This window comes from Pseudomonas sp. NyZ201 (assembly GCF_049860765.1).
Taxonomy (GTDB): Bacteria; Pseudomonadota; Gammaproteobacteria; order Pseudomonadales; family Pseudomonadaceae; genus Aquipseudomonas; species Aquipseudomonas bharatica.
Window position 1 is genome coordinate 2,738,581 of the sequence record NZ_CP187557.1, and the last position, 23,571, is coordinate 2,762,151.

The following is a 23,571-nucleotide window of genomic DNA, read 5'->3' on the forward strand; positions in this document are numbered from 1 at the left end:
GCGGATCCTTGCCATCCGGGCCGGCTGCCTGCTTGGTGACGATCACCTGGCGGTATAGCGTGGAGCAAGCCGGTTGCTGGACAACTGATCGAACAGCGCCTGCCGGCTGGCCTCATGGCGTTCGAACGGCTGCAGGTCGTGCATCGAGGGGATGGAGATCAATACCTCGTCGTCGAAGTCCTGCAGCGCGCCGTCTACCAGGTCCTCGGCCGACATCACGATGCCCGGGTCGAGGTTCTCGACGGGCAGGCCGCCGATCTGCCAGAAGTCGGTCGCGGTGGCTCCCGGCAATACGGCCTGGATCCTGATGCCCTGGTCCGCCAGTTCCTTGTGCAAGGATCGGGTAAAGGCGGTGACATAGGCCTTGCTGCCGCCGTAGACGCCGTTGAGCAGCTCCGGTGCCAGGCTGACGATGGAGGAGATGTTGATGACGGCGCCTTGCTTGCGCGCCACGAACCCCGGAATGGCCGCATAGGTGAGGCGGGTCAGGGCGGTGATGTTGAGGGTGATCATTTCGGCCATGCGCTCGACGTTGCTCTCCAGCAGGCTGGTGTGGGTGCCGATGCCGGCGTTGTTCACCAGCAGGGTGATGCTGGCGTCCTCGCGCAGCTTGCCTTCTACCCTGGCCAGGTCATCCGGGTTGGCCAGGTCGGCCGGAAACACCTCGACGTTGCGTTGGGTTTGCGTGGTGATGCGATTGGCGAGCGTGTTCAGGCGCTCGTGGTTACGGGCCACCAGCACCAGGTCGTAACCCCGGTGTGCGAGGCGTTGCGCGTAGATGGAACCGATGCCGGTGGATGCACCGGTGATGAGGGCGGTGCCTTTGGATTGCTGGGTCATGGTCGTGCTCTGTTGGCTGGTTGTGAAGCCATGATGCAGAGGATCGCCTTTGTCTTAAACGACGCATATGCTACGTTTTCAGGACATCAACACCGTGGAATTCTGCCATGCACCGTGTCGGCTATCTGCTCACCGATGGTTTCCAGGTCATGTCACTGGCGACCCAGGCCGTATTCGAGTTCGCCAATATGGTTGCCGGCGAAGCGATCTACAGGATCCAGAATTTCTCCGTCGATGGCGGTACGGTGCGCTCCTCCCTCGGGATGTATATGGACACGCTGCCGTTGGCTGCTCCCGGTTTGGCCGACACCTGGATGATCACCGGAACACTGACTCCGCTGACGCCGCCGAGCGAGAAAGTGCTGGAAAGCGTGCGAGGTTTCGCCGACGGCGCTCGCCGCACCGCCGGCCTGTGTACCGGTGGTTTCATCCTGGCCCAGGCAGGTGTCCTGGATCACCGCAGGGCCACCACACACTGGGCCTATGCGAAACAGCTGCGTGAGCTGCATCCGAAAATCGAAGTCGAGGAAGACCGGATCTTCATCGTGGATGGCCAGGTCTGGACATCCGCCGGCATGACCGCCGCCCTGGACATGGCACTTGGCATGGTGGAGAAGGATCTGGGAAACGAGGTGGCCAGGTCGGTGGCACGCCAGCTGGTCATGTATCAGCGCCGCTCCGGGGGGCAATCCCAGCATTCCGAGCTGCTGACGCTGTCGCCGAAGTCGGACCGGATCCAGGCCGCACTGGATTACGCGCGCCGGAATCTGGGGCGGCCCTTGAGTGTCGAGGAACTCGCCGAAGCCGTGCACCTGAGCCCCCGGCAATTTACCCGGGTATTCACCGCCGAGACCGGCCAATCACCCGCCAAGGCCGTGGAAAGGCTGCGTCTTGAAGCGGCCCGGGTGATGATCGAGCAGAGCCGGCACAGCCTGGACGTGGTGGCGAAGGAAGCCGGCTTCAGGGACCGGCGGCATCTGCGCGAGGTCTTCATTCGTGGTTACGGCGTGCCCCCGCAGGCGGTGCGCAGGGATGCCCGGCGGGTAGGGGCGTGAGGGCAAGGGGCCATTCATGGAGGGCTGCTAGAGATTGTCAGGGTCGCCAAAGAACATTTGGCTATGGCTCTAGATCGCTACTTACGTCTCAAAAATAAAGACATATACCCGCAAAAATACCCTCGATACCCTTGGATGGATGCGCGATCTAGAACGGCGATTTCTGAGTACTGCCGAGTTGGAGCCAGATGGAGCTCAGTGTACCTCCGTGGTGAGGGCGGCGGTACCGAGATAATCAGTTCGCATTGGATCGCAGTCGAAGGGCAACTCAACGCAGGCAAATATCCATAGCAACGTTTTCACTGCTTCACTGCGGTGGAGGTTGCTCAAATGGGGAAGTGTTTGTCGGGCTCTGTGCCGGCTGATCCTCACGCCGTCCCCCAGGTAGAAGTAGCCACTCGCCTCGGCATTTCCATCAAGATTGTGGAAAAGCTTAGGGCGAGTCAGCCTGTGGCTATTAAATTCTTCCTGAGTTATCCCGGCTGCGATTTACATCACATTGCTTCGCAACCCTGCTGTTTCACCCCGAACTCCGTCGCTGTAGGCCTGAATGAGCGGGGTACGTTGGTATCTACGGTCAACGAAAGCATTGATCGAGGTGCCGACGATACTTGGCGATATCCTGCTCAATCTGTGGGTTCTTCACGACGTCATTGGCGATGAAGGTGGGCAGCGCTTCCAGTCCGAGGAACTGATTGGCCTTGTGGAAGTGCAGATAGACGCCGTCGACCCCTACGCCGTGGAAGAACTGCTCGGGGTCGTCAAAGGCTTCCCGCGGCGCGTTCCAGGTCAGCGACAGCATGTATTTCTTTCCCTGCAGCAGGCCGCCACTGCCATATTTTTTCGAGTCATCGGTATGTGAGCGGCCATCGCTGGCATACAGGACGCCATGGCCGGCGGTGAAGACTTCATCGATGTATCGCTTGACGATCCAGGGCTCGCCCATCCACCAACCGGGCATCTGGTAGATGATGACGTCGCTGTTGGCGATTTTCTGGATTTCCTCGTCAACAGAGTAGGGGGCGTCGACCGGTGTGGTCGAGACGCGATGGCCGAGTGCGGTGAGATGCTCGGCGGCCACTGTGGAGAACATATTGTTAAGTTCTCCCTTGGAGATAAGGAACGGCTTGGCGCCGTTGATGATCAGTACGTTGCTCATGAAGTTTACTCAGTGGTTACGGCGGAGTTCGTAGGCAGCTCGGTCGTGATCGACGCTTATCTGCCATGCTTGCAAGCTAGTGGGCTTGCACGATGGTGTTTTCGCTATGAGCGGGTTCGAGTTGAACGTTGCGCCCGGCCAGCATGCCGGTACATGCGCCCGCAATAGAGATTGCGGCCGTGATCAGCAGCGGTGCTGTCCAGCCACCCGTCCAGTCGTGTAACTGGCCCAACAGTAAGGGGCCTGCGGCTGCCATTAAATAGCCCACGCATTGCGCCATTCCTGAAAGTGCTGCGGTGTCGCCCGCATTTTTTGTGCGCAAGCCAATGAACGTCAGGCCTAGCATCATGCTTGCACCAGAGCCAAAGCCCAGGAATGCGGCCCATAACATGGCGTAGCCTGGGGCACAAATAAGCCCGATCAGGGATGAGGCGGTTAGCAGGCTGACGGAAGCGGCTGCCGATCTCTGGTCTTTAAGACGGCGAAGCGTGGCCGCCAGAACCAAGCCGGGAATGGCTGTGGTCAGTTGAAGCGTGCCGTGTACCGCTCCCGCTTGCTCCGGGGATATGCCATGATCCATCAGAATGGTCGGAAGCCACCCTACGGCGACATAGAAAGGCATCGCGTTCAGCCCCATGAACAGTGTGACCTGCCAGGCAAGCGGCGAACGCCAGACGGCCACGGTAGCTACTTGTTTAGGGCCGGACAGATTTGCCTGTTCGTGCTTTTTCAATTGCGGTAGCCACGCGATCAGCGCCAGCAGCGGGGCGGCGACCAATAAACTCAGCGCAATCGGCCACCCCCATGATTGGGTCAAGGGAATTATCACTGCTGATCCGACAGCGCCTGCTGCACCCATGGTGATGGAGTAAACGCCGGTCATGGACGCCATTTTCGTTGAGAAGTCGCGTTTTATCAGGCCGGGTAGCAGTACGTTGCCCAGGGCGATGCCGGTGCCTATCAGTACCGTACCGGAGTATAACGCCCATGCACTACCAGAGGAGCGGAGCAGGATGCCCGATGAAATGACCAACAGCGCACCGAAGAGTGTGCGCTCAATGCCGAACCGGTGGGCGACCGACGCGCTGAGTGGGGAAAAGGCGGCAAAAGCCAGGAGTGGCAGTGAAGTGAGCAAGCCTAGAGCCGAGGCGCTCAAGCCATAATCATTCTGGATGAGCGGCAAAACGGGTGCGATGCTGGTAAAGGGAACGCGCAGGTTTACGGCAATAAGCAGAATGCCCGCGACGAGCGCGATGGACTGCCACTTATCTTTTACGTCGAACATATTCTCTAGTTGTCTCTGAAAAACGACGATTGTAGAAAACTTCAAAATTAACCAATATAGATATTATGACATTTTATACCTAAATTATGACACGCTCGAAAAACGTCGTTTCCTCGCCTGAAGATTTCGATTCAGATCTCTTTGCTCAAGCTGCGGTTGCCCTCAAGGTTGCGCATGCCCTCAATGATTCCAGTGTCCGCTCGCATGATCATCGTAAAGGCCAATTGATCCTGTCTCTGCACGGCGCGGTGAGTTGTGAAGTGCAGAACGCACTCTGGCTTGTGCCTCCCCAGCACGCGGTATGGATCCCCGGGGGCACACCGCACAGTTGCCGTGTGACCGAAAACGCCCGTACGTGCTTTCTTTTTGTTGAGCCCGGCGCAGCAGCCATGCCTGAAACCTGTTGTACGGTTGCCATCACGCCCCTTGTCCGGGAATTGATCCTGCATCTTGCTGAACAGGAACCCACCTATCATTCCGAGGGTAAGACAGCGCGGCTGGTTACAGTGCTTCTCGAGCAGCTTTCAGATGCCCCGTTGAAAGAGCTTCACCTGCCAATATCAGACAACCCCAAGATCAAACAGATCGCAGATACGCTCTTTGCAGATCCCGGTGACCGAACCACTTTGCGCGAGTGGGCCACTAGGCTTGCAACCAGCGAACGAACGCTGGCAAGGCTGGTAGAAAGCACGACCGGGCTGAGCTTCGGGCGCTGGCGCCAACAGTTGCATTTGATGATCGCACTGAGTCAATTGGCGGAAGGGGTATCCGTGCAGCGTGTGGCGGGCATTCTGGGCTATGACTCTGTTAACGCTTTTATCACGATGTTCAAGAAAGCTCTGGGTAAACCGCCTACCCAGTATTTTTCCTCCCTGCGTTGATACTCTGCTAGAGATGCAACGCGAGGCTGTAGAGCGATCACGAAGCACCGTTATTGGTCCATCGCGCTCGGTTAGTTGTCGATCATCTGCGCCGCTTGCTGGGTGGCCTGGCTGGTGCGCGTGGCCAGCTTGCGCACTTCGTCAGCGACCACGGCAAAACCGCGCCCTGCCTCACCTGCCCGTGCAGCCTCGATCGCCGCATTCAACGCCAGCAGGTTGGTCTGGCTGGCGATTCCCTGGATGGTGGCGACGATATGGGTAAGCTTGCCGAGGGTCTCCTGCATCACCTGGTGCTGTTGCGCCTGGGCCACCCGGGCGTTTGCCCGGCACCAGAAATCCCCGGTCGCCGAAATCTGGAAGGAACGGCTCAACGCCAGCCGCGCAGCGATCGAACGCGGCCAAATAAGACGTGTTTCCCAGGCCGCGCTGGAATTCGGGTTCTCCGATTTCTCGCATTTCAGTCATGCGTTTCGGAAGGCTTTTGGAGAGGCGCCGCATTCGTTGTTGCGGCGGAGTAGGGGGTAAGTCCGCCGCCCTTAAGGTAAAGACCAGGCTGCGTCTTATCGGCCTTGAAGCTCGGTCATGCCAGGTTGGAGTTGAACGCGCGAGCGTCGAAAAATTGAATTGTGGTGTTCAGGGCGTTCAGATTGGTTTCGTGAGTGATCGCGCTGTCGTGGTGGCAGATGAAACTGTGGCCAACATCGGCATAGACAATAAGGTGGTGTGGAACGTTAGCGGTTTCCAGTGCTTCCTTTAATTGAATACTCTGTAGATAAGGGACCTTTTCATCCTTTTCCCCCACCAAAATCAAGGTGGGTGCTGATTCGTTGGACACTTCCAGCGCAGGACTGGCCCCTTCAGGAACATCTGATGACCCGGGTGGATAACCCAGCAATTGCGACTCTGGGGCGAGCTGCTGGGGGGGCAGAGACAAGCCGAGGCGTTCAGCTTGGTATTGAAGGGTTTGGAGGCAGAATACGCCGTACCAGACCGCTACGGCTTGGACCTTCAGAGCACCGGGCCCAGGTCTGGCTGCTCGGGAGTCGCGATCTGTCCACGGATTGCCCAAGCTTGCAGCGATGTGCGCGCCAGCGGACACTCCCCAGACGTAGGTATTGGTAGTGTCAATTTGAAGATCTTCAGCCATTCCCGCCAGATAATGCAGGGCGGCTTTGGCATCCTCGAGCTGTGCAGGCCACCTTGCTTCCGCGCTCAGTCGGTAGTTGATCGACGCCACGGCATATCCACGGGCGGCTATCTCTGCCAGCAGCCGCGGGAAATCGCTGAACACGCCTGACCGATGACTGTCGCCTCGTCGCCATCCGCCGCCATGTATATAAATCAGCAACGGGGAAGGAGAGGTCCGACGCGGGCTGGGCGGTAGGTAGAGGTCCAGTGTCAGAGGACGATATCCCTCGATCCGTGCGTAGGGCATTGCTCCATTAAGGGTTACGCCATTGTCAAACTCAACAATCCAGGGCGGCATTGCGTCTTTGTACACCATCGAAGCGCTGGTCTTTGCGTCAATCCAACTGTCCATTCTATTGGGATGCTCTTTTGCTGATTCGCGAACGCTCTGAAGAACCGAACTTGCCAAACAATTGATTGATGGCACTAACGATTACCCTGTCACTGTCTGTTTTCACAGATCGGGACCAGTGAAACCCCATCAGATTATATGAGGCCTCGTCTCCAGTATCGACCTCAACGGGGTGCGCTGACGTCGGTTTGGCCGCTGGCAAGTAATGCACCCCGGATGAAGCCCTCGGCCAATCGTCGTTCGACGAAGTCTCTAACATAGGCTGCTCCAGCATCCCGGCCGTGAGGAACTGCGACTGCTTGACGAATAGCAGTGAAGGCACCCTGCATTACCCGGTAATTCAGATTCTTGGCTGCGACTTGTTCCAGCGGTTGTCTGACCCCGGCGGCAGCATCCAGGCCTTGGTCAATGAAGAGGTCAACAGCACCGGCAGACGTGTCAGCGCGGTGCAGCTCTGCATGCTGCAACGTGCGTGACAGGTACAGGTCATAGGCAGCGCCTTTGCCTACTGCAAGCCGAAGCCCCGGTTGATCCAGGTCCTCGATTTTGGAGTAGGGCGACTCGGCCTTTATCAGGTATGTACCTTCGATCAGTACGTAGGGTTCACTGAAGCTGATCTGCGCGGCGCGGACAGGCTCGATGGCCAGGAAGGCCAGCGTCCACGCGTTTTCTTCAAGTGCAGCGAACACTTTCCCCGCCGCGTCGTATGTGCGCAGCTTGAGCCCTACACCCAGCTCTTCGGCCAGCGATTTGGCCAAGGCAACAGAAACACCATGCGGTTCTCCGTCAGCGCTTGGCTGAGCCAGCACTGGGTTACCGAAATTGATCGCCGCATACAGAATGCCATTGGGCGCCAGGTCCTTGAGAACCTGCTGGGCAATAGGGCTCATACCTTCTCCAGGGTTAGAAAATTGGGAATGTGTAGGACACGATCAGGCGGTTTTCATCCGCGTCACGTGCAAAGCTCGATCGATAGCTCGCGTTACGCCACCGGACCGATACGTTCTTCAGGGCACCGGATTGCACCACATACTGCAGTTCGGTGTTGCGCTCCCATTCATGCCCCTCACCGGGGGTGGTCGCTGCGTCGGCCTGGTCGCCTCGCAGGTAGCGGGTCATGAAGGTCAGGCCAGGAATGCCGAGCGCCGCGAAGTTGTAGTCGTAGCGAAGCTGCCAAGAGCGTTCGCCGGGCTCGGCGAAGTCGTTGAGCTGGACGAAGTTGACCAGGTAAGGATCGGTTCCATCGAGATACGGCATGGAGGTGGAACCGTTCATTTTTTGCAGTCCCAGGCCAAGCGCATGTCCGCCCAGGCTGTAGGTAAACATGCTGGAAATTGCTCTGCTGTCGATACGTCCGCCCAAAGCGCGTCCGTCATCGTCGCTATCCATGTAGCGAATATCAGCTTTGATCTTCCCGGGGCCGACAGGAATCGAATAGTTCGCCCCCACGAAGTGCTGGTGGTAGACCTGTTCCAGCTCTGCGTACTGATAGGTCAGCAGCAGGTCTTTTGTTAGCTGGTAATCCAAACCGCCCAGCCAGAAGGCGTCACCTTCGGCATTGCCTGTGAAGCGACGGTTTTTGTTGTTTAACGTGATCGGTACGCGGTCTGTCGAGTCGCGATCGGTCTGGCGCTCGAAGCGGGCACCGATGAAGGACAGCGAATCAAATTCTTTGCTGGTGAGCAGGCCGCCCTCAAAGGTCTGGGGGAGGAGGCGGCCAGTGTTGGCTTGAACAGTGGGCAGCTTGGGGATCAGAGTTCCGTATTTGAGCTCTGTCTCGGACAGGCGCACCTTGCCAGTCAGGCCCAAACGGCTGAACTCGTCAGCTGCGCGACCATCATCGTGAGTCGGCAGCAGGCCGGTGCCGGTCCGATCGGGACTTGAGTCCAGCTTCAGGCCTAGCATGCCCAGAGCATCGACGCCAAAACCGACTGGGCCAGGTGTGTATCCGGACTTCGCATCGACAATGAAACCGTGGGCCCATTCTTCGCGCTTTGACTGGCCGGCGCCGTCACGGAAATCGCGGTTAATGTAGAAGTTCGTCGTTTGCAAGGTGATCTTGCTGTCGTCGATAAAGCCATCCCCATAGGCCGTAGCTGCGGCCAGGCAAGGCGTTACGGCCAGAAGCTTGCAAGCCATTTTGTTTTTGTTATGCATTTGCTGCTCCATCAATTGGAACGTGGGGTGTAGACGTGCCTCCCGGCGCGCCAGGGTCAGAAAAGGAGGTTCAGGCGGTGCGGAAAATCATGCAGACCGGGCTGCCGGTCTCGATCTGATGCTCTAGCAAAGCCAGTTCGCCTTTCGGGCTAATGGAGAAGGTCTTGATGTTGTCGCTGTCTTCGTTAGCGACGAACAAGAAGCGACCGTTAGGGGACGCGGTCATGAACCGAGGCTTCTTGCCCTGGCTAGGTACATTGCCGATCGGGTTGATCTTCCCGGTAGGCTGATCCACCGAATAAATAGTCACGCTGTCATGCCCGCGGTTGGAAGCGAACAAATATTCTCCATTCGGTGCCATGACCAATGCTGCTGCACGGCTATCGCCAACGAAGTCCTGAGGCAGTGCTGGAACCATCTGGAATGGAACCAGGGAGCCGTCCGTCTGGTTGTAGCGGTAGCTAGTGATCGTGCTGTCCAGCTCGTTCACCACGTAGGCAAAGGAACCGGTCGGAGAGAACACCACATGCCGAGGGCCGGCACCTTCGCGTGCTTTGATTTCATGGGCAAGCTCAGGCATCAGCGCGGTCCCATCCTGCTTCAGGTCGAACACGAAGACCTTATCCAGCCCTTTGTCCGGTACCACCAGGAAGCGTCCTGATGGATCGCGCGGGATCATGTGGGGGTGGGAGCTCGCCTGCTCGATCTTGTGCGGGCCAGGATTGCCCGGAAGGTCGTATGAGCTGATGACGGGTTGCAGGTTGCCGGTTTTATCGAACGGCAGAATGACAATGCTGCCGGTGGCATAGTTGGCCACAGCGAGGAAATTGTTGCTCTTGTCCACGGTAAGGTGGACAGGGTTGTTCCCTTCGCAACTAACCGAGCTCACTTTGGTGAGCGTTCCGCTGGCTGGCTCAATTTGGAATGAGCTGACAGCGGACTGGTCGCCATGCACGCAGAACAGCAGGCTCTTGGTTTGGTCGAGGCACAGGAAAGATGGATTGGTCAGATCGCCGACGGTTTGAATCAATTCGGAGCGACCTGTCTGTGGGTCATGTCGATAAACCGTGATGCCTGCACCGCGGGCGTTTCGCTCGCGAGTGGTTCTGGAGCCCACATAGACAATTTGGGTTTTGTTCACGTTGGCAGGCTGCATAGAGTCCTTCCCAAGTCCTGATTTGGTATCTGCCGCTTCCGCGCCGAGGCCCAGAATGGTTGCCGCAGCGACGATGGAAGTAGAAGAGAGCAGCGTGCGTCGAGTAATGGCGGGTAAGAACGGTGATGGACACATAGCAAAATCTCATCGTTGTTTTTGTTGTGATGAGTACCGCCGGCCGTCAAAGGTCGGCGGCAGCTGAGCAATCAGTACTTCGACGGTACGAGCACCCAACCTTCCATCAGGCGACGGGCGCTTCGGCTCATGACGGCCTTGTCCACAATCCAGTTGCCATCGACTTGGGTGGTCTGCGCACCTACGGCAACGGTGCCGGCGGTGTGGCCCATGTTGACCTGGCGTTCACCGATATCGCCGACGATACGGTTGACCAGCGTGCCTTCCAGAGCGGCTGCCACGGCAACGGCTACAGCGCCAGTGCCTGTGATTGCGTGGTGCAGTTTGCCCATGGAAAGGATGCGAGCGATCACATCGATTTCGCCGGCTTCGACTGTCTTGCCGCCGGCGGCGCCGTAGGTTTGCGGCGGAGCTACCAGGCAGAGCTTCGGTGTGTGGGGGCGAAGGCGTGTTGCTTCCTCGGCAGTAGCCGCCAGGCCCATGGCCACGGTGCAGTGTGCGCGGATGGTTTCCAGAGACTGCAGCAGTTCGGCGTTGCCGTTGATTTGGTCTTGGGTCTCGGTTCCGGTCAGGCCAACGCGCTGGGCGTCGACGAAGATCGTCGGGTTGCCTGCGTTGAGCAGCGTTGCCGGCAAGCCTGGGAAGCCAGGGATATCCAGTTCATCCACGACATTGCCGGTTGGCAGAATGCTGCCGCCCGAACCGCCAGGCTGAAGGAACTCTACGACGATTTCGGCAGCAGGGAAGGCGACGCCATCCAGCACGAAATCACCTTCTTCAACGACCTCGCCACCCTTCATTGGGACATGGGCGATGATGCGTTTCTGAATATTGGCCTGCCAGATGCGAACGGTGGCGATGCCGTCACGAGGCGCATCGACGAGCCCTTGGCGAATGGCGAATGGGCCAACGGCTGCGCTCAGGTTGCCGCAGTTACCGGACCAGTCGACCACTGGGTTTTCGATTGCCGGGGCACCGAACAAGTAGTCGACATCGCAATCGGTACGACCCGATTTACCGATGATGACGACCTTGCTGGAGCTGGAGGTGGCAGCACCCATGCCGTCGATCTGCTTGCCATAAGGATCCGGGCTGCCAATGACGCGGAGCATCATTGCATCGCGCTCTGGGCCTGCAGCCGGAACGTCTTGCTCAAGGAAAAAGACACCCTTGCTGGTGCCACCGCGCATGAATACGGCAGGGATTCGAACTTGAGTCATTACACTGCTCCTTCCAGTTGCTTCGCTTTAGCAGCCTTGTCCATGCTTTCCACCAACAGCTGCGGCAGCAGGCCGCCGCGGCGGAAGTAGCGCACGTCTTCATGCGTATCCAGGCGGCTGGTGACGGTTACGTTTTCAGTGGTGCCATCTGCACGCTCAATGACGAGTTGCAACTTGTCGCCAGGCGCGAAGGTGTCGTTGATGCCTTCCACCGAGAACTTCTCGTGACCGGTCAGGCCCAGCGTCTTGCGAGTTACACCTTCTGGGAACTGCAGCGGGAGGATGCCCAGGCCAGCCAGGTTGGTGCGGTGGATGCGCTCGAAACTCTCGGCCACGACAACGCGCACGCCCAGCAGGCGAGGGCCTTTGGCCGCCCAGTCACGCGACGAACCGCTGCCGTACTCTTTGCCTGCCACAACGATCAGCGGCTGCTTACGGTCGGCATAGGCTTGTGCGGCTTCGAACACGGTGCTTACGCGATTCTCGGGCAGCAGCAGGGTCCAAGGACCTTCACGGCCGTCGGTCATGAGCTCGTTCTTCAGGCGTGGGCTTGCGAAAGTGGCGCGCTGCGCGGCTTCGTGGTTGCCGCGACGAGTGCCGTAGGAGTTGAAGTCATCAACACCGATGCCGTGGCCTTTCAGGTACGAACCGGCGTCGCTGTCCGGCAGGATGGCGCCCGACGGCGAGATGTGGTCGGTAGTAATGTTGTCCGACAGCATCACCAGAACGCGCATGTCTTTCAGGTCGCGTTGAGGGTCAGTAGCCGTCAACTCATCGCTCCAGTACGGCGGCTTGCGGATGTAAGTGCTGCTCTGGTCCCAGGCGTACTGATCGGTAACGCCGGCGCGCAGGTCAGAGGCGATGATACCCGCTTCGCGAGGTACCGAGCTGTAGGCCTTGTCGAACAGGTCGGCCGACAGTGCTTTCTTCTCGATCTCGTCCAGCTCTTGGTCCGAAGGCCACAGCTCGCTGAGGTAAACCGGCCTGCCTTCGGCGTCGGTGCCGAGTGCATCCACTTGCGGGTCGATGCGGTAGGTGCCAGCGATCGCGTACGCCACGATCAGGGGAGGGGACATGATGAAGACTTCACGGGCCAGCGGGTGCACGCGGCCTTCGAAGTTACGGTTGCCGGATGTGGCGGCAACTGTCTCCAGCTTGCGGGCGCGGATTTCGTCTTCGATCTCCTTGCTCAGCAAAGGGCCGGACATGCCGTTGCAGGTGGTGCAGCCGTAGCCGACGACGTTGAAACCCAGTTTGTCGAGATCAACATTCAGGCCGGCGCGATCCAGATAGTCGGCGACAACCTTGGAGCCCGGCGCGAACGAGGTCTTCACCCATGGTGCGCGATGCAGGCCGCGCTTGAGTGCATTGCGAGCGACCAGGGCCGCAGCGATTACGCCGCGAGGGTTGGATGTGTTGGTGCAACTGGTGATGGCGGCGATAACGACCGAGCCATTGTCCAGGCCGGTCGGGATGTCCTTCGCGGCTTCACCTTTACCCAGCAGGATGCGCTGATGAGGTTGTTTCGGCCCGGCGATCGCGCGACCAACGCTGTTCAGGTCGAGGCTGACAACGCGGTCGTACACGACAGATTCCAGGCTGTCATGCCACAGGCCCTGGTGCTTGGCATATGCCTCGGTCAGCTCGGCAATCTCACCGCCGCGGCCGCTCAGGCGCAGGTAGTGCAGGGTGCGCTCGTCGATCGCGAACATTGCTGCGGTAGCGCCGAATTCGGGCGCCATGTTGGACAGGGTGCCGCGGTCTGCCAGGGACAGTGCTGCGACGCCTGGGCCATGGAACTCCAGCACGCTACCGATCACGCCGGCTTTGCGCAGGCTTTCGGTCAAGGCAAGCGCGATGTCGGTTGCAATGTAGCCCGATGGCGGGGCGCCTTCCAGCCGAACACCCACGATTTCCGGAACCCGCATCATCAGGGCTTTGCCCAGCATTGCAGCTTCGGCTTCGATACCACCCACACCCCAGCCCAGCACACCGATGCCGTTGATCATGGTGGTGTGGCTGTCAGTGCCGACCAGCGTATCCGGGAACGCCCACAGTTCACCTTCGACTTCGCGAGTGCCGATGACGGTGGTCAGGCGCTCCAGGTTGATCTGGTGAAGGATGCCATTGCCTGAAGGCACGATCGACAGGTTGTTGAAGGCCTTGTTGCACCAGTCGAGGAATGCAAAGCGCTCGGCATTGCGTTCGCGCTCGATGGCTTCGTTATCGGCCAGTGCGCTGGCATCACCCCAACGCTCTACGTTCAGCGAGTGGTCCACGACGAGGTGGGTAGGGGTGACCGGGTTTACCTGGCGTGGATCGCCGCCTGCTCTTGCTACGGCGTCACGCAGGCCGGCCAGGTCTACCAGGGCGGGGGTGCCGAGGAGGTCCTGAAGAACCACACGAGCGGGGCGGAATGGGATGTCGCTGTTTTTAGAGCGAGTGCAAATCACCTTCAGCGCCTCGTTCGGCTCTGCTTCGGTACGCAGGACGTTCTCAGCGAGGATCCGGAGGCTCATCGGCAGGCGGGCGAAGTCGCCGCCTATCTCTGCCACAGCTTCCGATACGTTGCAGACGCGGTACTCGCGACCGTTGACGGCCAGGGTTTGGCCAATGTGCTTGCTCATGCCGGGGACCTCACAGGCGTGTTTTTTGTGAGGCGATATTGCACTTTGTCTAAACTTGAGTCAATTTGTCTTCGGCAGATATGCACTGATGGTGCGCCGGTTGGTCGCCTCTACGCTGAAGCGCGACCACTAATCTGCCCGCCAAATCAAAGTTCCCGCACAAATATAAAAACGAGGAAAATCAAGATGAAATGCAACCAGACCTGTCGTAAATCCGCTCGGCATCAGCCCGCTTTTTCCTCCTCGTACCGCTAAAGCCTGGTTCGCGGCGCTAAAACAAGAAGGAGAGCGACATGCTTCTGACCGTACTCGGTTTTTCGATGGTCACCTGTTTCATGTACCTGATCATGACCAAGCGGCTTACCGCCCTGGTTGCCCTGATCGTGGTGCCCATCGTGTTTGCCCTGATCGGTGGCTTCTATGCTGGCTTGGGTACCATGATGCTCGATGGCATCAAAACCCTGGCGCCTACTGGCGTCATGCTAACTTTTTCGATTCTTTACTTCGGCATCATGATCGACGCGGGTTTGTTCGATTCACTGGTGCGCTGCATTCTGAAAATCGTCAAAGGCGATCCCCTCAAGGTGCTGGTCGGGACCACCATCCTGACGATGTTGGTATCGCTTGACGGTGACAGCTCCACCACCTACATGATCGTGATTGCCGCATTCCTTCCGCTTTATCAGCGTTTGGGTATGAGCGTTCTCGGGTTGACCTGTGTGGTCAACATCGCCAACGGCATCATGAATATCTCCCCTTGGGGTGGCCCAACCGCACGTGCTGCAGCTGCGCTGCATGTCGATGCGATGGATATCTTCCTGCCCATGGTTCCGTCGATGTTGCTGGGGTGTGGGTGCTTGCTGCTCATTGCGATCATGCTGGGGCGCAGGGAGCGTGCACGGCTAGGGGTGATTGCAGTGGATGATTTCCACAACGGTGCGATCGCCTTGGGTAATGGTTCGCATGAAGAATGCGACCGTAACCGCCGCCCGCACATGTTCCTGCCAAACTTGCTGCTCACCGTCACGATGATTGGCCTTTTGGTAATGGGCGTGGTACCGATTCAGGTGCTGTTCATGGTTGGCTTTGCCATTGCGGTGATGCTCAACTACCCGCATCTGGAGCAGCAAAAAGAGCGGATCTCCGCCCACGCCGGTAACGTGCTTGCCGTGACTTCGGTCATTTTCGCTGCGGGCATCTTCACCGGTATCCTATCTGGTACAGGGATGGTCGATGCGATGGCGAAGGGAATGCTGGCTGTTATCCCGGATGCCTTCGGACCTTACCTGGCGGTATTCACAGCACTGATCAGTATCCCGTTCACCTTTTTCATGTCCAACGATGCTTTCTACTTCGGGATCCTGCCGGTGCTTGCCCAAACTGCAGCCACCTATGGCATCACGCCTTTGGAAATCGCGCGGGCCTCGGTTGTGGGGCAGCCGGTACACTTGCTCAGCCCGCTGGTGCCTTCGCTTTACCTGCTGGTGGCATTGGCCAAAGTCGACCTGGGTGACCACCAGCGCTTTGCTTTGAAGTGGGCGCTCCTGGTGAGTATGGTGATGTTGGTAGGTGGCGTGATGTTCGGAGCATTCCCGCTTTATCACATAGCTTCGTGAATTGGCAGATAGGCGCTGCCTGAAAGAATGCTGCTGTGACCATTGCTTGAGCATCTGATTTTCCATTTGGAGGTCGGGTGCTCGGTGAGGCGCTATTTCGCACAGGGCAGTCAGAAGTACATTGCGACTAAGTGTTGATAATTGCACAGCCAATCAGCAGCAGTGTCTGCTCGCAGGCATTCCCTGCTGTTTGGATTTACATCAAATAGCTGTTTTTAAAGAATTTTGTTTTCTGGCATGAATCCTGTGTTGATAGTGCAGGGCGTATCAAGCTGACGCTGATTCCCGCGTCAAGCGTCAGCGGCGATGGTCGAGTACTAACGATGAACAGGCGCCGAGTGCGCTCCAGAAGGAAGACATCCATGAACCATGCGATTATTGCCCCCACCGCGCCTCAGGCGCTGCTGGCGGTCAATGACATCGAAGTCATGTACGACGACGCGATTCTCGCCGTGGCCGGCGTTTCACTGCAGGTCGGGCAAGGGGATATCGTCGCACTGCTTGGCGCAAACGGTGCAGGAAAGAGCACCACGCTGAAGGCGATATCCGGGCTGGTTCAGGCCGACCGCGCACAGGTCAGCCGCGGGCATATCCGCTTCCAGGAGCAGGACACCACCGGGGTCGCGGCTCATGTGCTGGCACGCCGGGGAATCGTCCACGTGCTGGAGGGGCGGCATGTATTCGCGCACCTGACCGTCGAGGAGAATCTGCGTAGCGGCGGCTTTCTGCGCAACCCGACGCGACGCGAGCTGGAGCATGACCTGGAGCGTATCTATGCCTGGTTTCCACGGTTGAGACACAAGCGCAGGGCGCAGGCCGGAGTGACCTCGGGCGGCGAGCAGCAGATGCTCGCCATTGGCCGCGCGTTGATGACCAAGCCTCGCCTGATGCTGCTCGACGAACCTTCGATGGGCCTGGCGCCGATCATCGTTGAGGAGATCTTCGCGATCGTCGCACAGCTAAACGCTCAAGAACGGATGAGCTTTCTGGTCGCCGAACAGAACATCAACATCGCCCTACGCCATGCCAGTTACGCTTACATCATGGAGAGCGGTCGGGTGGTGGGTGAGGGAGCCGCCGCGGAGCTGGCGAGGCGCGATGACATCCAGCATTTTTACCTGGGCGGCAAAGCCGGCTGATAGGTATCGACACCTGCCGATCCTGGCACCATCGGCTTGACGCCGCCGCAATACCCTGGCCGAGCGCTGTGCTCGGCCAGGGTGACGCTCAGTTCCAGGGATGGCGGGGCGGCTTGATTCCGTTGAGCAGATAGTTACCGATGACGTGGTACTTCCAGCGTACGGGGTCGTGCAGGGTGTGGACGCGGGCATTGCGCCAGTGACGGTCGAGGGCGTATTCCTCCAGGGTCGAGCGGGTACCAGCCAGCTCGAACAAGCGATTGCTGGCAAGGATGGCCACCTCGGTGGTAAGCACCTTGGCTTCGGCCGTGCGGATGGAGGCTTCGGCGACGTTCTCTTCGCTGGGGTCGCGTAACGCCAGGTCGATGGCATCTGCAGCCAGGTCCAATACCGCTTCGGCGGCGCGCAAGCGAATCTGCAGGTCGCCCAGTTGCTGGAGGATGTAAGGATCGTCGGTGGCCTTTTCCAGCCCGGAATCGATCCATGGGCGGGTGTGTCGACGGACATAGTCCAGGGTGTCGGCCAGCGCTCCTCGAGCCAACCCCGCATCGATGGCTGCCTGGATGAACTGGGATATCGCACCGCCAGCGGTGGGGCGGTCGAATGCCTGCCAGATCGGCACTACCTGACTGGCCGGTACACGCACCTGCTCGATCAGCACCGTGCCGCTCGCGGTGGTGCGCTGCCCGAAGCTCGACCAGTCGTTGATCACCTTGAGGCCTTCGGTTTCCCTTGGCACCACAGCCAAGTGTGGGCGGCCCTGGTCGTCCACGCTGACGATAGGAACCCAATGCGCCAGCAAAGCGCCTGTGGAGAAGAATTTCTGGCCGTTGACCCGGTAGTCGTCGCCATCCGGGGTGATACGGGTCTGGAAGTCGGCGACGTGCTTGCCGTTACGTTCGGAGAAGGCATTGCCGAAGCGTGCGCCGGACAGGGCGAGCTCGAAGAAGAAGCGCTTCTGCTCGTTGCTGGCGTCGAAGCCGATGTGCGCAAGGATGACGAAGTGGTTTTGAGGCAATTGCCCGAGCGAGCCGTCGGCTGCCGAGATGATCTTGAATACCTCGCCTACGGTGCGGTAACTGGCGCCCAGCCCGCCGAAAGCCTTGGGCACGGTGATACTCCAAAGGCCGCTTTGCGAGTAAGCGTCCAGTTCTCCCAGCGGCAGGCGGCGTTCGCGGTCACGTTCGGCGGCTTCCCGGCGGAAGTCCTGAGCGAGGGCGTGCGCTGCCTCGATCGCTTCGGGCTCGCTGCCAAGGCGACGGGCTGGGGTGTTGGATTGGCGCAGTACGATGGTTTCATCACGCTGTTGCGGATGGTTTTCGCTCATGGGTGGGCTCCTTTTAGAGGTTTTAGACGAGGTTGAGGCTTTAGATGAGCGGGTCGATGTGGACGCTGCCGGCCTTCGACCCGTTGAAATCAAATCGATGTCGCGTCCGCGCGTCGGGTTCGCGTGACGGGCTCTTCGCTCATCTTTCGTGCTATTGAGTAACTAGCTGAGGGCGTGGTGCCGCGGTGGAAGGACGCTCAGCCGCGAGGCAAGCTCGCGGGAGGGCGTGATCGATGGTTCTAGCGTTGCTTGACGCCGCCGCCAATTTGCCAGACGTAGGGCGGCTCGGTGCCGTTGACATGCCAGTCGCCGATGATGCGCTCCTTGTAGATCACCGGGTTGTGCGAGGCGGCCGTGCGGGCGTTGCGCCAGTGGCGGTCGAGCTGTTTGGCGATGCTGGTGCCAGAGGCGCCGAGCGTATTGAACAGGTCGCTGGTGGCGCGCAGCACTAGATCTATGGCGGCCACCTGAGCCTGGGCCGACTCTAGCTCGGCTGCAATGTTGGCTTGGCGCTCGGCTACTGAGTCGTTGGCAGCGTGCGCCAGATAAGCCTGTTGAGCGACCTCGGCAGCACGCAGGGTGCCCGCCTCGGCGGCGTAGACCAGACCACTGGCCTTACCGATCACCTGCAGCACCTGTGGATCCTGGCTTACGGCCGGGGCATTACCATGGCTGAACACGCGGGTGCGCAAGCGGGTTTCCTGGCTGAAATCGCGCAGCGCGGCACGCCCGGAGCCGACGATGACGGCGAGCAGTACCAGTTGGTAGAAGGCAGTCTGGTATTTGAAGCGGGTGGCGAAGTCGATGATGTTCTCTTCTTCGACCACCGCGTTCTCGAACACCGAGGTGCCGCTACCGGTGGTGCGTTGGCCGAAGCCGTCCCAGTCGTCGCTCTGGGTGATCCCAGGTTGGCGGGTCCGGATCGCCGCGATCACATCGCCGCCGGTATCGTCACGGCGGGCGAACAGGTCTATCCAGTCGGAGAAGATGCTTCCGGTGCTGTAGTACTTGGTGCCGTTGACCACCCAACGATCACCTTGGCGTGACACACGGGTGAGGACATCGCCGATCTTCACCGCACCCACTTCTGTCCAGGCGCAGCCCACCAGATCGCCGGCGACGAAGCGTTTGAACCACACGTCCTGTGGCGTGCCCGTATGTGCGTTAAGACGGTCCTCGACGAAAGCGAAATGTCCGCGCAGCGCCTGCGGCACATTGGAGTCAGCTTCTGCCAGTTCGATCAGCAATTGAAACAGTTGTGGTAGGGACGCGCCGGCACCGCCGTGTTCGACGGGGACGCGTACGGCGCCGAAGCCGGCCTCCTTGAGCCATTGGATGGGCTCATGGGGTAGGGTGCGGTTGCGTTCGCGCTCCACACTGGATTCGGCGATGCGAGCAAAGATAGGTCGGAAGCGAGAGGCAAGAGGTTCGTAGTCGGTACCGGTAGACAGGTGGGGCAGATGGGCTTGGGCGGTCATCGCAGTTCTCCTCGATTGGTGCGATTGCTGACAATGAACTGTTCGCAAACTCCGTGCCTTATCACAAATGTGTTTTAAATCAATTACTTACTATGTATCTCGCAGGCAGGTCTGTCTGGCTGGCAACAGCTTGTTGAACAGCTGTTGATGGGCGGGCAGTCGCGTTTTACGGGGTAACTGTTGCTCGGCGGTCAGTAGTTCAACAGCTTGTTGGTCAGGATGCAGTTGGCATCATCTGCATTAAGGTTCAACTGATTGAATTTTATGGGTTTTTCTTGTTGGCATGGTTGCTGCTCTACCTCCATCAAATGCATGGGCAAGGAGTAGTGAGCATGAATGCACGTGTTATCAGGGTCGTTGTGGTGTCCGGAAGTCTGCGGTCGCCATCACGCACCCACGGTTTGCTACAGGCCTTGGTGGAGCGGCTGTCAGCCCTGTTGCCGAAGCCGGAAGTGCACTGGGTGCGCATCGCCGAGCTCTCCACCAGCCTGGCCGGCTCGCTGGAGCGCGATAGCGCCTCGCCAGACCTGCAACCGCATTTGCAGGCCATCGAACAGGCCGACCTGCTGCTGGTGGGCGGCCCGGTGTATCGCGCGTCCTACACAGGTTTGTTCAAGCACCTGTTCGACCTGGTTGATCACCAGTCGCTCAAGGGCGTGCCCGTGGTGCTTGCGGCCACCGGTGGTAGCGAGCGTCATACCTTGATGATCGATCACCAGTTGCGCCCTCTGTTCGCCTTCTTCCAGGCCCACACGCTGCCGTTCGGCCTGTACGCCAGTGTCGAAGCTTTCGACGAGCATCGCCTAGCCGACCCTGCTCAGTTCGAACGGATTGAACGGGTGCTCGAGACCGTCGGCGCCTTCTTTCACATACCGGTCGCTAGCGCGGCCTGACTATCCGAGTTACAGGAGACAAACCATGAGCCAACCCATTAAGTTCGCCTATTGGGTGCCCAACGTCAGCGGCGGCCTTGTCGTCAGCAAGATCGAACAACGCACCAGTTGGGACATCGATTACAACCGTAAGCTCGCGCAGATTGCCGAGCGTTCAGGGTTTGAATACGGGCTGTCGCAGATCCGCTTCACCGCCGGCTACGGGGCTGACAACCAGCACGAGTCGGTGACCATCAGCCACGCGCTGCTGGCTGCCACCGAGAAGCTCAAGGTAATCGCCGCGATCCTGCCCGGGCCGTGGACACCGGCGCTGGCGGCCAAACAACTGGCGACCATCGACCAGTTCACCGGCGGTCGCGTTGCCATCAACGTTGTGTCCGGCTGGTTCAAAGGCGAGTTCCGCGCCATTGGCGAGCCGTGGCTGGATCATGATGAGCGCTATCGCCGTTCCGAGGAGTTCATCCGCGCCCTGAAGGGGATCTGGACGCAGGACAACTTCAGTTTCCACGGTGATTTCTATCGTTTCAACGATTACACCCTCAAGCCCAAGCCGCTGCAGCAACCGCACCCGGAAATCTTTCAGGGCGGCAGCTCGCGAGCCGCACGAGACATGGCTTCACGGGTTTCCGACTGGTACTTCACCAATGGCAACAGCGTCGAGGGCATCAAGGCCCAGATCGACGATATTCGTGCCAAGGCGGCCGCCAACGGTCATTCGGTAAAGGTCGGCGTGAACGCCTTCATCATTGCCCGCGACACTGAGGAAGAAGCCCATGCGGTGCTCGCCGAGATCATCGCCAAGGCCGATCCGGAGGCCGTCAACGGCTTCGGCAGCGAAGTGAAGAATGCCGGTGCAGCCAGCCCGGAAGGCGAGGGCAACTGGGCCAAATCCACCTTCGAGGATCTGGTGCAGTACAACGACGGGTTCAAGACCAACCTGATCGGAACGCCGCGGCAGATTGCTGAGCGCATTGTCGCGCTCAAGGCAGTCGGCGTCGATTTGATCCTTTCTGGCTTCCTGCACTTCCAGGAAGAGGTCGAGTACTTCGGCAAGCATGTAATGCCACTGGTGCGCGAGTTGGAGCAGGCGAAAGCCGCTTCCTTGGCCGTGGCCTGAGGCGCGCCATCATGCACGAGGAATCTGCCGACAACCTCCCGGCCAGCCTGCTTGCCCGCGCGCGCCAGCGTGGGGGCGACGTGGCAATGCGGCACAAGCGACTGGGGCTATGGCAGCAACACACCTGGGCGCAGCTGCTGGCCGAGGTACAGGGGCTAGCCAGTGGTTTGCGTGATGCCGGTTTCGGTGCTGGCGACAGCCTGGTGATCCTCAGCCGGCCGCGCCCCGAGGCGCTGCTGGCAAGCCTGGCGGCGCAGTGGCTGGGTGGTATCGCGGCGCTGCTCGATCCACTGACAGCGGCCGAGGAACAACTGGTGCTGCTACGTGAGCTCGAAGTCGGCTTCGTGCTCGCCGAAGGCCAGGAGGAGGTCGAGCGGGTACGTCAGGCTGGCCATGTGCCGCGTCTGTTGTTCTATGCCGATGGCCGCGGCCTGGCCGATTCCGGCGTGCAGAGTTACGCCAGGCTTGCGTTGACGCGGCCTGACCAGCCGCTGTCGATTCTCGCGCAGGGCGAACGCCCGGCGTTCAGCTTTCATCGTCTGAACAGTGATGGGCAGGCTCAGCAACAATGGCTCAACCATGCCGAGCTGCTTGAGGAGGGGCGCCGGCTGATCTTGCAGGAACGCCTGACGGCAGCTGAGGAGGCCTTGGCTGCACGTACCTTCGCTGCCAGCGGCCAGGCCCGCTATCTATTGGGACCCTGGTTGCTGGCGGGCTTTCGGCTGAATTTCCCGGAGAGTTTGGCGACCCGCGACAACGACCGCCGTGAACTGGGGCCGACCCTGGTGCTTGGCACCCACGACAGTTACGGGCGCCTGTATGCCCTGGCGCAGCAGCGTCTACCACTGCCTGGCAGCTTGCTACGGCGCTGGCTGGACAGGGCGCTCACCAGGCACGGTGCAGTCGTGCGCCACTGCGTCGGTTACTGGTTGCTGCTCAGACCGCTGCGCGATGTGCTGGGCCTGAGCCGTACTCGGGTGCCGTTGCTGGTCGACGGCGCGTTGCCAGTGGAGGCGCAGGCGTTTTTCGCAGCCCTTGGCGTTGCGCCACGGGCCTGGCCAGAAGCGCCACGTTGGCAGGCTGCGCGTAGCCTCCGTCCATCCATCGCTGCCTGGCCGCAGGGCCATGAGCAGCCTGCCTGAGGCCTTGTCATGTCGAATTCTGCCTTGCTGGAGCTGGAAGGCATCAGCCTGTCGTTCAAGGGCGTCAAGGCCATCAGTGACATCGGTTTTCGCGTTGCCGAGGGCGAGATCTGCGCGCTGATCGGCCCAAATGGTGCGGGCAAGAGCTCGCTGTTGAACATCATCAATGGTGTCTACCAAGCGCAGCAGGGGCGCATTCGCTTTGCCGGCCAGGACCGCCGCGTGATGCGCCCGCATACGGCGGCGCTTGGCGGCATTGCACGCACCTTCCAGAACATTGCGCTGTTCAAGGGCATGAGCGTGCTCGACAACGTGCTTACCGGGCGCAACCTCAAGCGCCGTAGTTCCTGGCTGGAGCAAGCGTTGCGTATCGGTCGCGCGCCAGGCGAGGACGACCGGCAGCGCGCTGCAGCCGAGCGGGTGATCGAGTTCCTGCGCATCCAGCCCTGGCGTGACGAGGTGGTCGGCACCTTGCCCTATGGCCTGCAAAAGCGCGTCGAGTTGGCTCGTGCGCTGGCCGCCGAACCGCGACTGCTATTGCTCGACGAACCCATGGCCGGGATGAATGCCAAGGAGAAGCGGGAGATGAGTCGCTTCATCGTCGAGATCAACCGTGAGTTCGGCACTACGGTGGTGTTGATCGAGCACGACATCGGCGTGGTCATGGGCATTTCCCACCACGTGGTGGTGCTCGACTATGGCCGCAAGATCGGCGATGGCACGCCCGATCAGGTTCGCCATGACCCTGAAGTGATCGCCGCCTACCTGGGCTCGTGCCCGGCGGCCTAGTCCGAGTACAGGAGC

Annotated in this window: 19 protein-coding genes and 2 pseudogenes; 9 read left to right on the forward strand and 12 right to left on the reverse strand. The window is 59.7% G+C overall.

Annotated features, from left to right (window positions below; genetic code table 11):
* Positions 1-42: 42 nt before the first annotated feature.
* Entirely contained in the window at positions 43-840 is a 798-nt protein-coding gene (locus tag ACPFMA_RS12160; protein WP_425930286.1) for an SDR family NAD(P)-dependent oxidoreductase, read from the reverse strand.
* Between the two features lie 107 nt (positions 841-947).
* Between ACPFMA_RS12160 and ACPFMA_RS12165 the strand changes: the two genes are divergently transcribed.
* Positions 948-1,895, forward strand: coding sequence for a GlxA family transcriptional regulator (locus tag ACPFMA_RS12165; protein ID WP_425930287.1), 948 nt, complete (start codon positions 948-950; stop codon positions 1,893-1,895).
* Positions 1,896-2,472: 577 nt separating this feature from the next.
* On the opposite strand, the gene ACPFMA_RS12170 is transcribed toward ACPFMA_RS12165, so the two are convergent.
* Entirely contained in the window at positions 2,473-3,054 is a 582-nt protein-coding gene (locus ACPFMA_RS12170) for an NAD(P)H-dependent oxidoreductase (protein WP_425930288.1), read from the reverse strand.
* A 76-nt stretch (positions 3,055-3,130) separates the two neighbouring features.
* Positions 3,131-4,339 (reverse strand): MFS transporter, encoded by a 1,209-nt coding sequence (locus tag ACPFMA_RS12175; RefSeq protein WP_425930289.1) that lies wholly within the window; start codon positions 4,337-4,339, stop codon positions 3,131-3,133.
* Positions 4,340-4,425: 86 nt separating this feature from the next.
* Here ACPFMA_RS12175 and ACPFMA_RS12180 point away from each other — a divergent pair, with 86 nt between their 5' ends.
* A complete protein-coding gene (locus ACPFMA_RS12180) occupies positions 4,426-5,220 on the forward strand; it encodes an AraC family transcriptional regulator (RefSeq protein ID WP_425930290.1) in 795 nt (264 codons plus the stop codon).
* Positions 5,221-5,297: 77 nt separating this feature from the next.
* On the opposite strand, the pseudogene ACPFMA_RS12185 reads toward ACPFMA_RS12180, so the two are convergent.
* A pseudogene (locus ACPFMA_RS12185) lies at positions 5,298-5,474 on the reverse strand (methyl-accepting chemotaxis protein); the annotation flags it as partial.
* 55 nt (positions 5,475-5,529) lie between these two features.
* Between ACPFMA_RS12185 and ACPFMA_RS12190 the strand changes: the two are divergent.
* Positions 5,530-5,745 (forward strand): annotated as a pseudogene (locus ACPFMA_RS12190) (helix-turn-helix domain-containing protein); the annotation flags it as partial.
* Positions 5,746-5,800: 55 nt separating this feature from the next.
* Here the strand turns inward: ACPFMA_RS12190 and ACPFMA_RS12195 are convergent.
* The 6 genes from ACPFMA_RS12195 to acnA all read right to left on the reverse strand — a co-directional run bounded on the left by ACPFMA_RS12195 (position 5,801) and on the right by acnA (position 14,055).
* Entirely contained in the window at positions 5,801-6,760 is a 960-nt protein-coding gene (locus ACPFMA_RS12195; protein ID WP_425930291.1) for an alpha/beta hydrolase fold domain-containing protein, read from the reverse strand.
* Positions 6,761-6,924: 164 nt separating this feature from the next.
* On the reverse strand, positions 6,925-7,650 hold the full coding sequence (locus ACPFMA_RS12200; RefSeq protein ID WP_425930292.1) for a transporter substrate-binding domain-containing protein: 726 nt from the start codon (positions 7,648-7,650) through the stop codon (positions 6,925-6,927).
* A gap of 13 nt (positions 7,651-7,663) precedes the next feature.
* Complete coding sequence (locus ACPFMA_RS12205; protein ID WP_425930293.1) at positions 7,664-8,917, reverse strand: OprD family porin; 1,254 nt, start codon at positions 8,915-8,917, stop codon at positions 7,664-7,666.
* Positions 8,918-8,987: 70 nt separating this feature from the next.
* Positions 8,988-10,208 carry a lactonase family protein gene (locus ACPFMA_RS12210; RefSeq protein WP_425930294.1) on the reverse strand — a complete coding sequence of 407 codons (1,221 nt, stop codon included), beginning with the start codon at positions 10,206-10,208 and terminating at the stop codon, positions 8,988-8,990.
* 71 nt (positions 10,209-10,279) lie between these two features.
* Positions 10,280-11,428: a 2-methylaconitate cis-trans isomerase PrpF gene (gene prpF, locus ACPFMA_RS12215; protein WP_425930295.1), complete on the reverse strand. Its 1,149-nt coding sequence runs from the start codon at positions 11,426-11,428 to the stop codon at positions 10,280-10,282.
* Entirely contained in the window at positions 11,428-14,055 is a 2,628-nt protein-coding gene (gene acnA / locus ACPFMA_RS12220; protein WP_425930296.1) for an aconitate hydratase AcnA, read from the reverse strand. The genes prpF and acnA overlap by 1 nt, the downstream gene beginning before the upstream one ends.
* A gap of 293 nt (positions 14,056-14,348) precedes the next feature.
* Between acnA and ACPFMA_RS12225 the strand changes: the two genes are divergently transcribed.
* Together ACPFMA_RS12225 and ACPFMA_RS12230 are read left to right on the forward strand one after the other, a co-directional pair.
* Entirely contained in the window at positions 14,349-15,671 is a 1,323-nt protein-coding gene (locus ACPFMA_RS12225; protein ID WP_425930297.1) for a CitMHS family transporter, read from the forward strand.
* A gap of 362 nt (positions 15,672-16,033) precedes the next feature.
* Positions 16,034-16,810 carry an ABC transporter ATP-binding protein gene (locus tag ACPFMA_RS12230; protein ID WP_425930298.1) on the forward strand — a complete coding sequence of 259 codons (777 nt, stop codon included), beginning with the start codon at positions 16,034-16,036 and terminating at the stop codon, positions 16,808-16,810.
* A gap of 88 nt (positions 16,811-16,898) precedes the next feature.
* Here ACPFMA_RS12230 and ACPFMA_RS12235 read toward each other — a convergent pair whose 3' ends face one another.
* Positions 16,899-18,137, reverse strand: coding sequence for an SfnB family sulfur acquisition oxidoreductase (locus tag ACPFMA_RS12235; protein WP_425930299.1), 1,239 nt, complete (start codon positions 18,135-18,137; stop codon positions 16,899-16,901).
* A 239-nt stretch (positions 18,138-18,376) separates the two neighbouring features.
* On the reverse strand, positions 18,377-19,615 hold the full coding sequence (locus tag ACPFMA_RS12240; protein ID WP_425930300.1) for an acyl-CoA dehydrogenase family protein: 1,239 nt from the start codon (positions 19,613-19,615) through the stop codon (positions 18,377-18,379).
* A gap of 332 nt (positions 19,616-19,947) precedes the next feature.
* On the opposite strand from ACPFMA_RS12240, the gene msuE reads away from it, so the two are divergent.
* From msuE to ACPFMA_RS12260, 4 genes are read left to right on the forward strand one after another with little or no spacing between them, the layout of a single operon-like run.
* Entirely contained in the window at positions 19,948-20,508 is a 561-nt protein-coding gene (msuE, locus tag ACPFMA_RS12245) for an FMN reductase (protein ID WP_425930301.1), read from the forward strand.
* Between the two features lie 25 nt (positions 20,509-20,533).
* Positions 20,534-21,625: a dimethylsulfone monooxygenase SfnG gene (gene sfnG / locus ACPFMA_RS12250; protein ID WP_425930302.1), complete on the forward strand. Its 1,092-nt coding sequence runs from the start codon at positions 20,534-20,536 to the stop codon at positions 21,623-21,625.
* Positions 21,626-21,636: 11 nt separating this feature from the next.
* Positions 21,637-22,767, forward strand: coding sequence for an AMP-binding protein (locus ACPFMA_RS12255; protein ID WP_425930303.1), 1,131 nt, complete (start codon positions 21,637-21,639; stop codon positions 22,765-22,767).
* A 9-nt stretch (positions 22,768-22,776) separates the two neighbouring features.
* Positions 22,777-23,556, forward strand: a complete 780-nt coding sequence (locus ACPFMA_RS12260; protein WP_425930304.1) for an ABC transporter ATP-binding protein — start codon at positions 22,777-22,779, stop codon at positions 23,554-23,556.
* Positions 23,557-23,571: the final 15 nt, after the last annotated feature.

Coding starts and splice junctions, on each gene's coding strand:
- msuE (WP_425930301.1), top strand. CDS start 19,948: ATGAATGCACGTGTTATCAGGGTCGTTGTGGTGTCCGGAAGTCTGCGG.
- ACPFMA_RS12195 (WP_425930291.1), bottom strand. CDS start 6,760: ATGGACAGTTGGATTGACGCAAAGACCAGCGCTTCGATGGTGTACAAA.
- ACPFMA_RS12210 (WP_425930294.1), bottom strand. CDS start 10,208: ATGTGTCCATCACCGTTCTTACCCGCCATTACTCGACGCACGCTGCTC.
- ACPFMA_RS12160 (WP_425930286.1), bottom strand. CDS start 840: ATGACCCAGCAATCCAAAGGCACCGCCCTCATCACCGGTGCATCCACC.
- ACPFMA_RS12225 (WP_425930297.1), top strand. CDS start 14,349: ATGCTTCTGACCGTACTCGGTTTTTCGATGGTCACCTGTTTCATGTAC.
- sfnG (WP_425930302.1), top strand. CDS start 20,534: ATGAGCCAACCCATTAAGTTCGCCTATTGGGTGCCCAACGTCAGCGGC.
- ACPFMA_RS12235 (WP_425930299.1), bottom strand. CDS start 18,137: ATGAGCGAAAACCATCCGCAACAGCGTGATGAAACCATCGTACTGCGC.
- ACPFMA_RS12200 (WP_425930292.1), bottom strand. CDS start 7,650: ATGAGCCCTATTGCCCAGCAGGTTCTCAAGGACCTGGCGCCCAATGGC.
- ACPFMA_RS12240 (WP_425930300.1), bottom strand. CDS start 19,615: ATGACCGCCCAAGCCCATCTGCCCCACCTGTCTACCGGTACCGACTAC.
- ACPFMA_RS12260 (WP_425930304.1), top strand. CDS start 22,777: ATGTCGAATTCTGCCTTGCTGGAGCTGGAAGGCATCAGCCTGTCGTTC.
- prpF (WP_425930295.1), bottom strand. CDS start 11,428: ATGACTCAAGTTCGAATCCCTGCCGTATTCATGCGCGGTGGCACCAGC.
- ACPFMA_RS12230 (WP_425930298.1), top strand. CDS start 16,034: ATGAACCATGCGATTATTGCCCCCACCGCGCCTCAGGCGCTGCTGGCG.
- ACPFMA_RS12165 (WP_425930287.1), top strand. CDS start 948: ATGCACCGTGTCGGCTATCTGCTCACCGATGGTTTCCAGGTCATGTCA.
- ACPFMA_RS12205 (WP_425930293.1), bottom strand. CDS start 8,917: ATGCATAACAAAAACAAAATGGCTTGCAAGCTTCTGGCCGTAACGCCT.
- ACPFMA_RS12180 (WP_425930290.1), top strand. CDS start 4,426: ATGACACGCTCGAAAAACGTCGTTTCCTCGCCTGAAGATTTCGATTCA.
- acnA (WP_425930296.1), bottom strand. CDS start 14,055: ATGAGCAAGCACATTGGCCAAACCCTGGCCGTCAACGGTCGCGAGTAC.
- ACPFMA_RS12255 (WP_425930303.1), top strand. CDS start 21,637: ATGCACGAGGAATCTGCCGACAACCTCCCGGCCAGCCTGCTTGCCCGC.
- ACPFMA_RS12175 (WP_425930289.1), bottom strand. CDS start 4,339: ATGTTCGACGTAAAAGATAAGTGGCAGTCCATCGCGCTCGTCGCGGGC.
- ACPFMA_RS12170 (WP_425930288.1), bottom strand. CDS start 3,054: ATGAGCAACGTACTGATCATCAACGGCGCCAAGCCGTTCCTTATCTCC.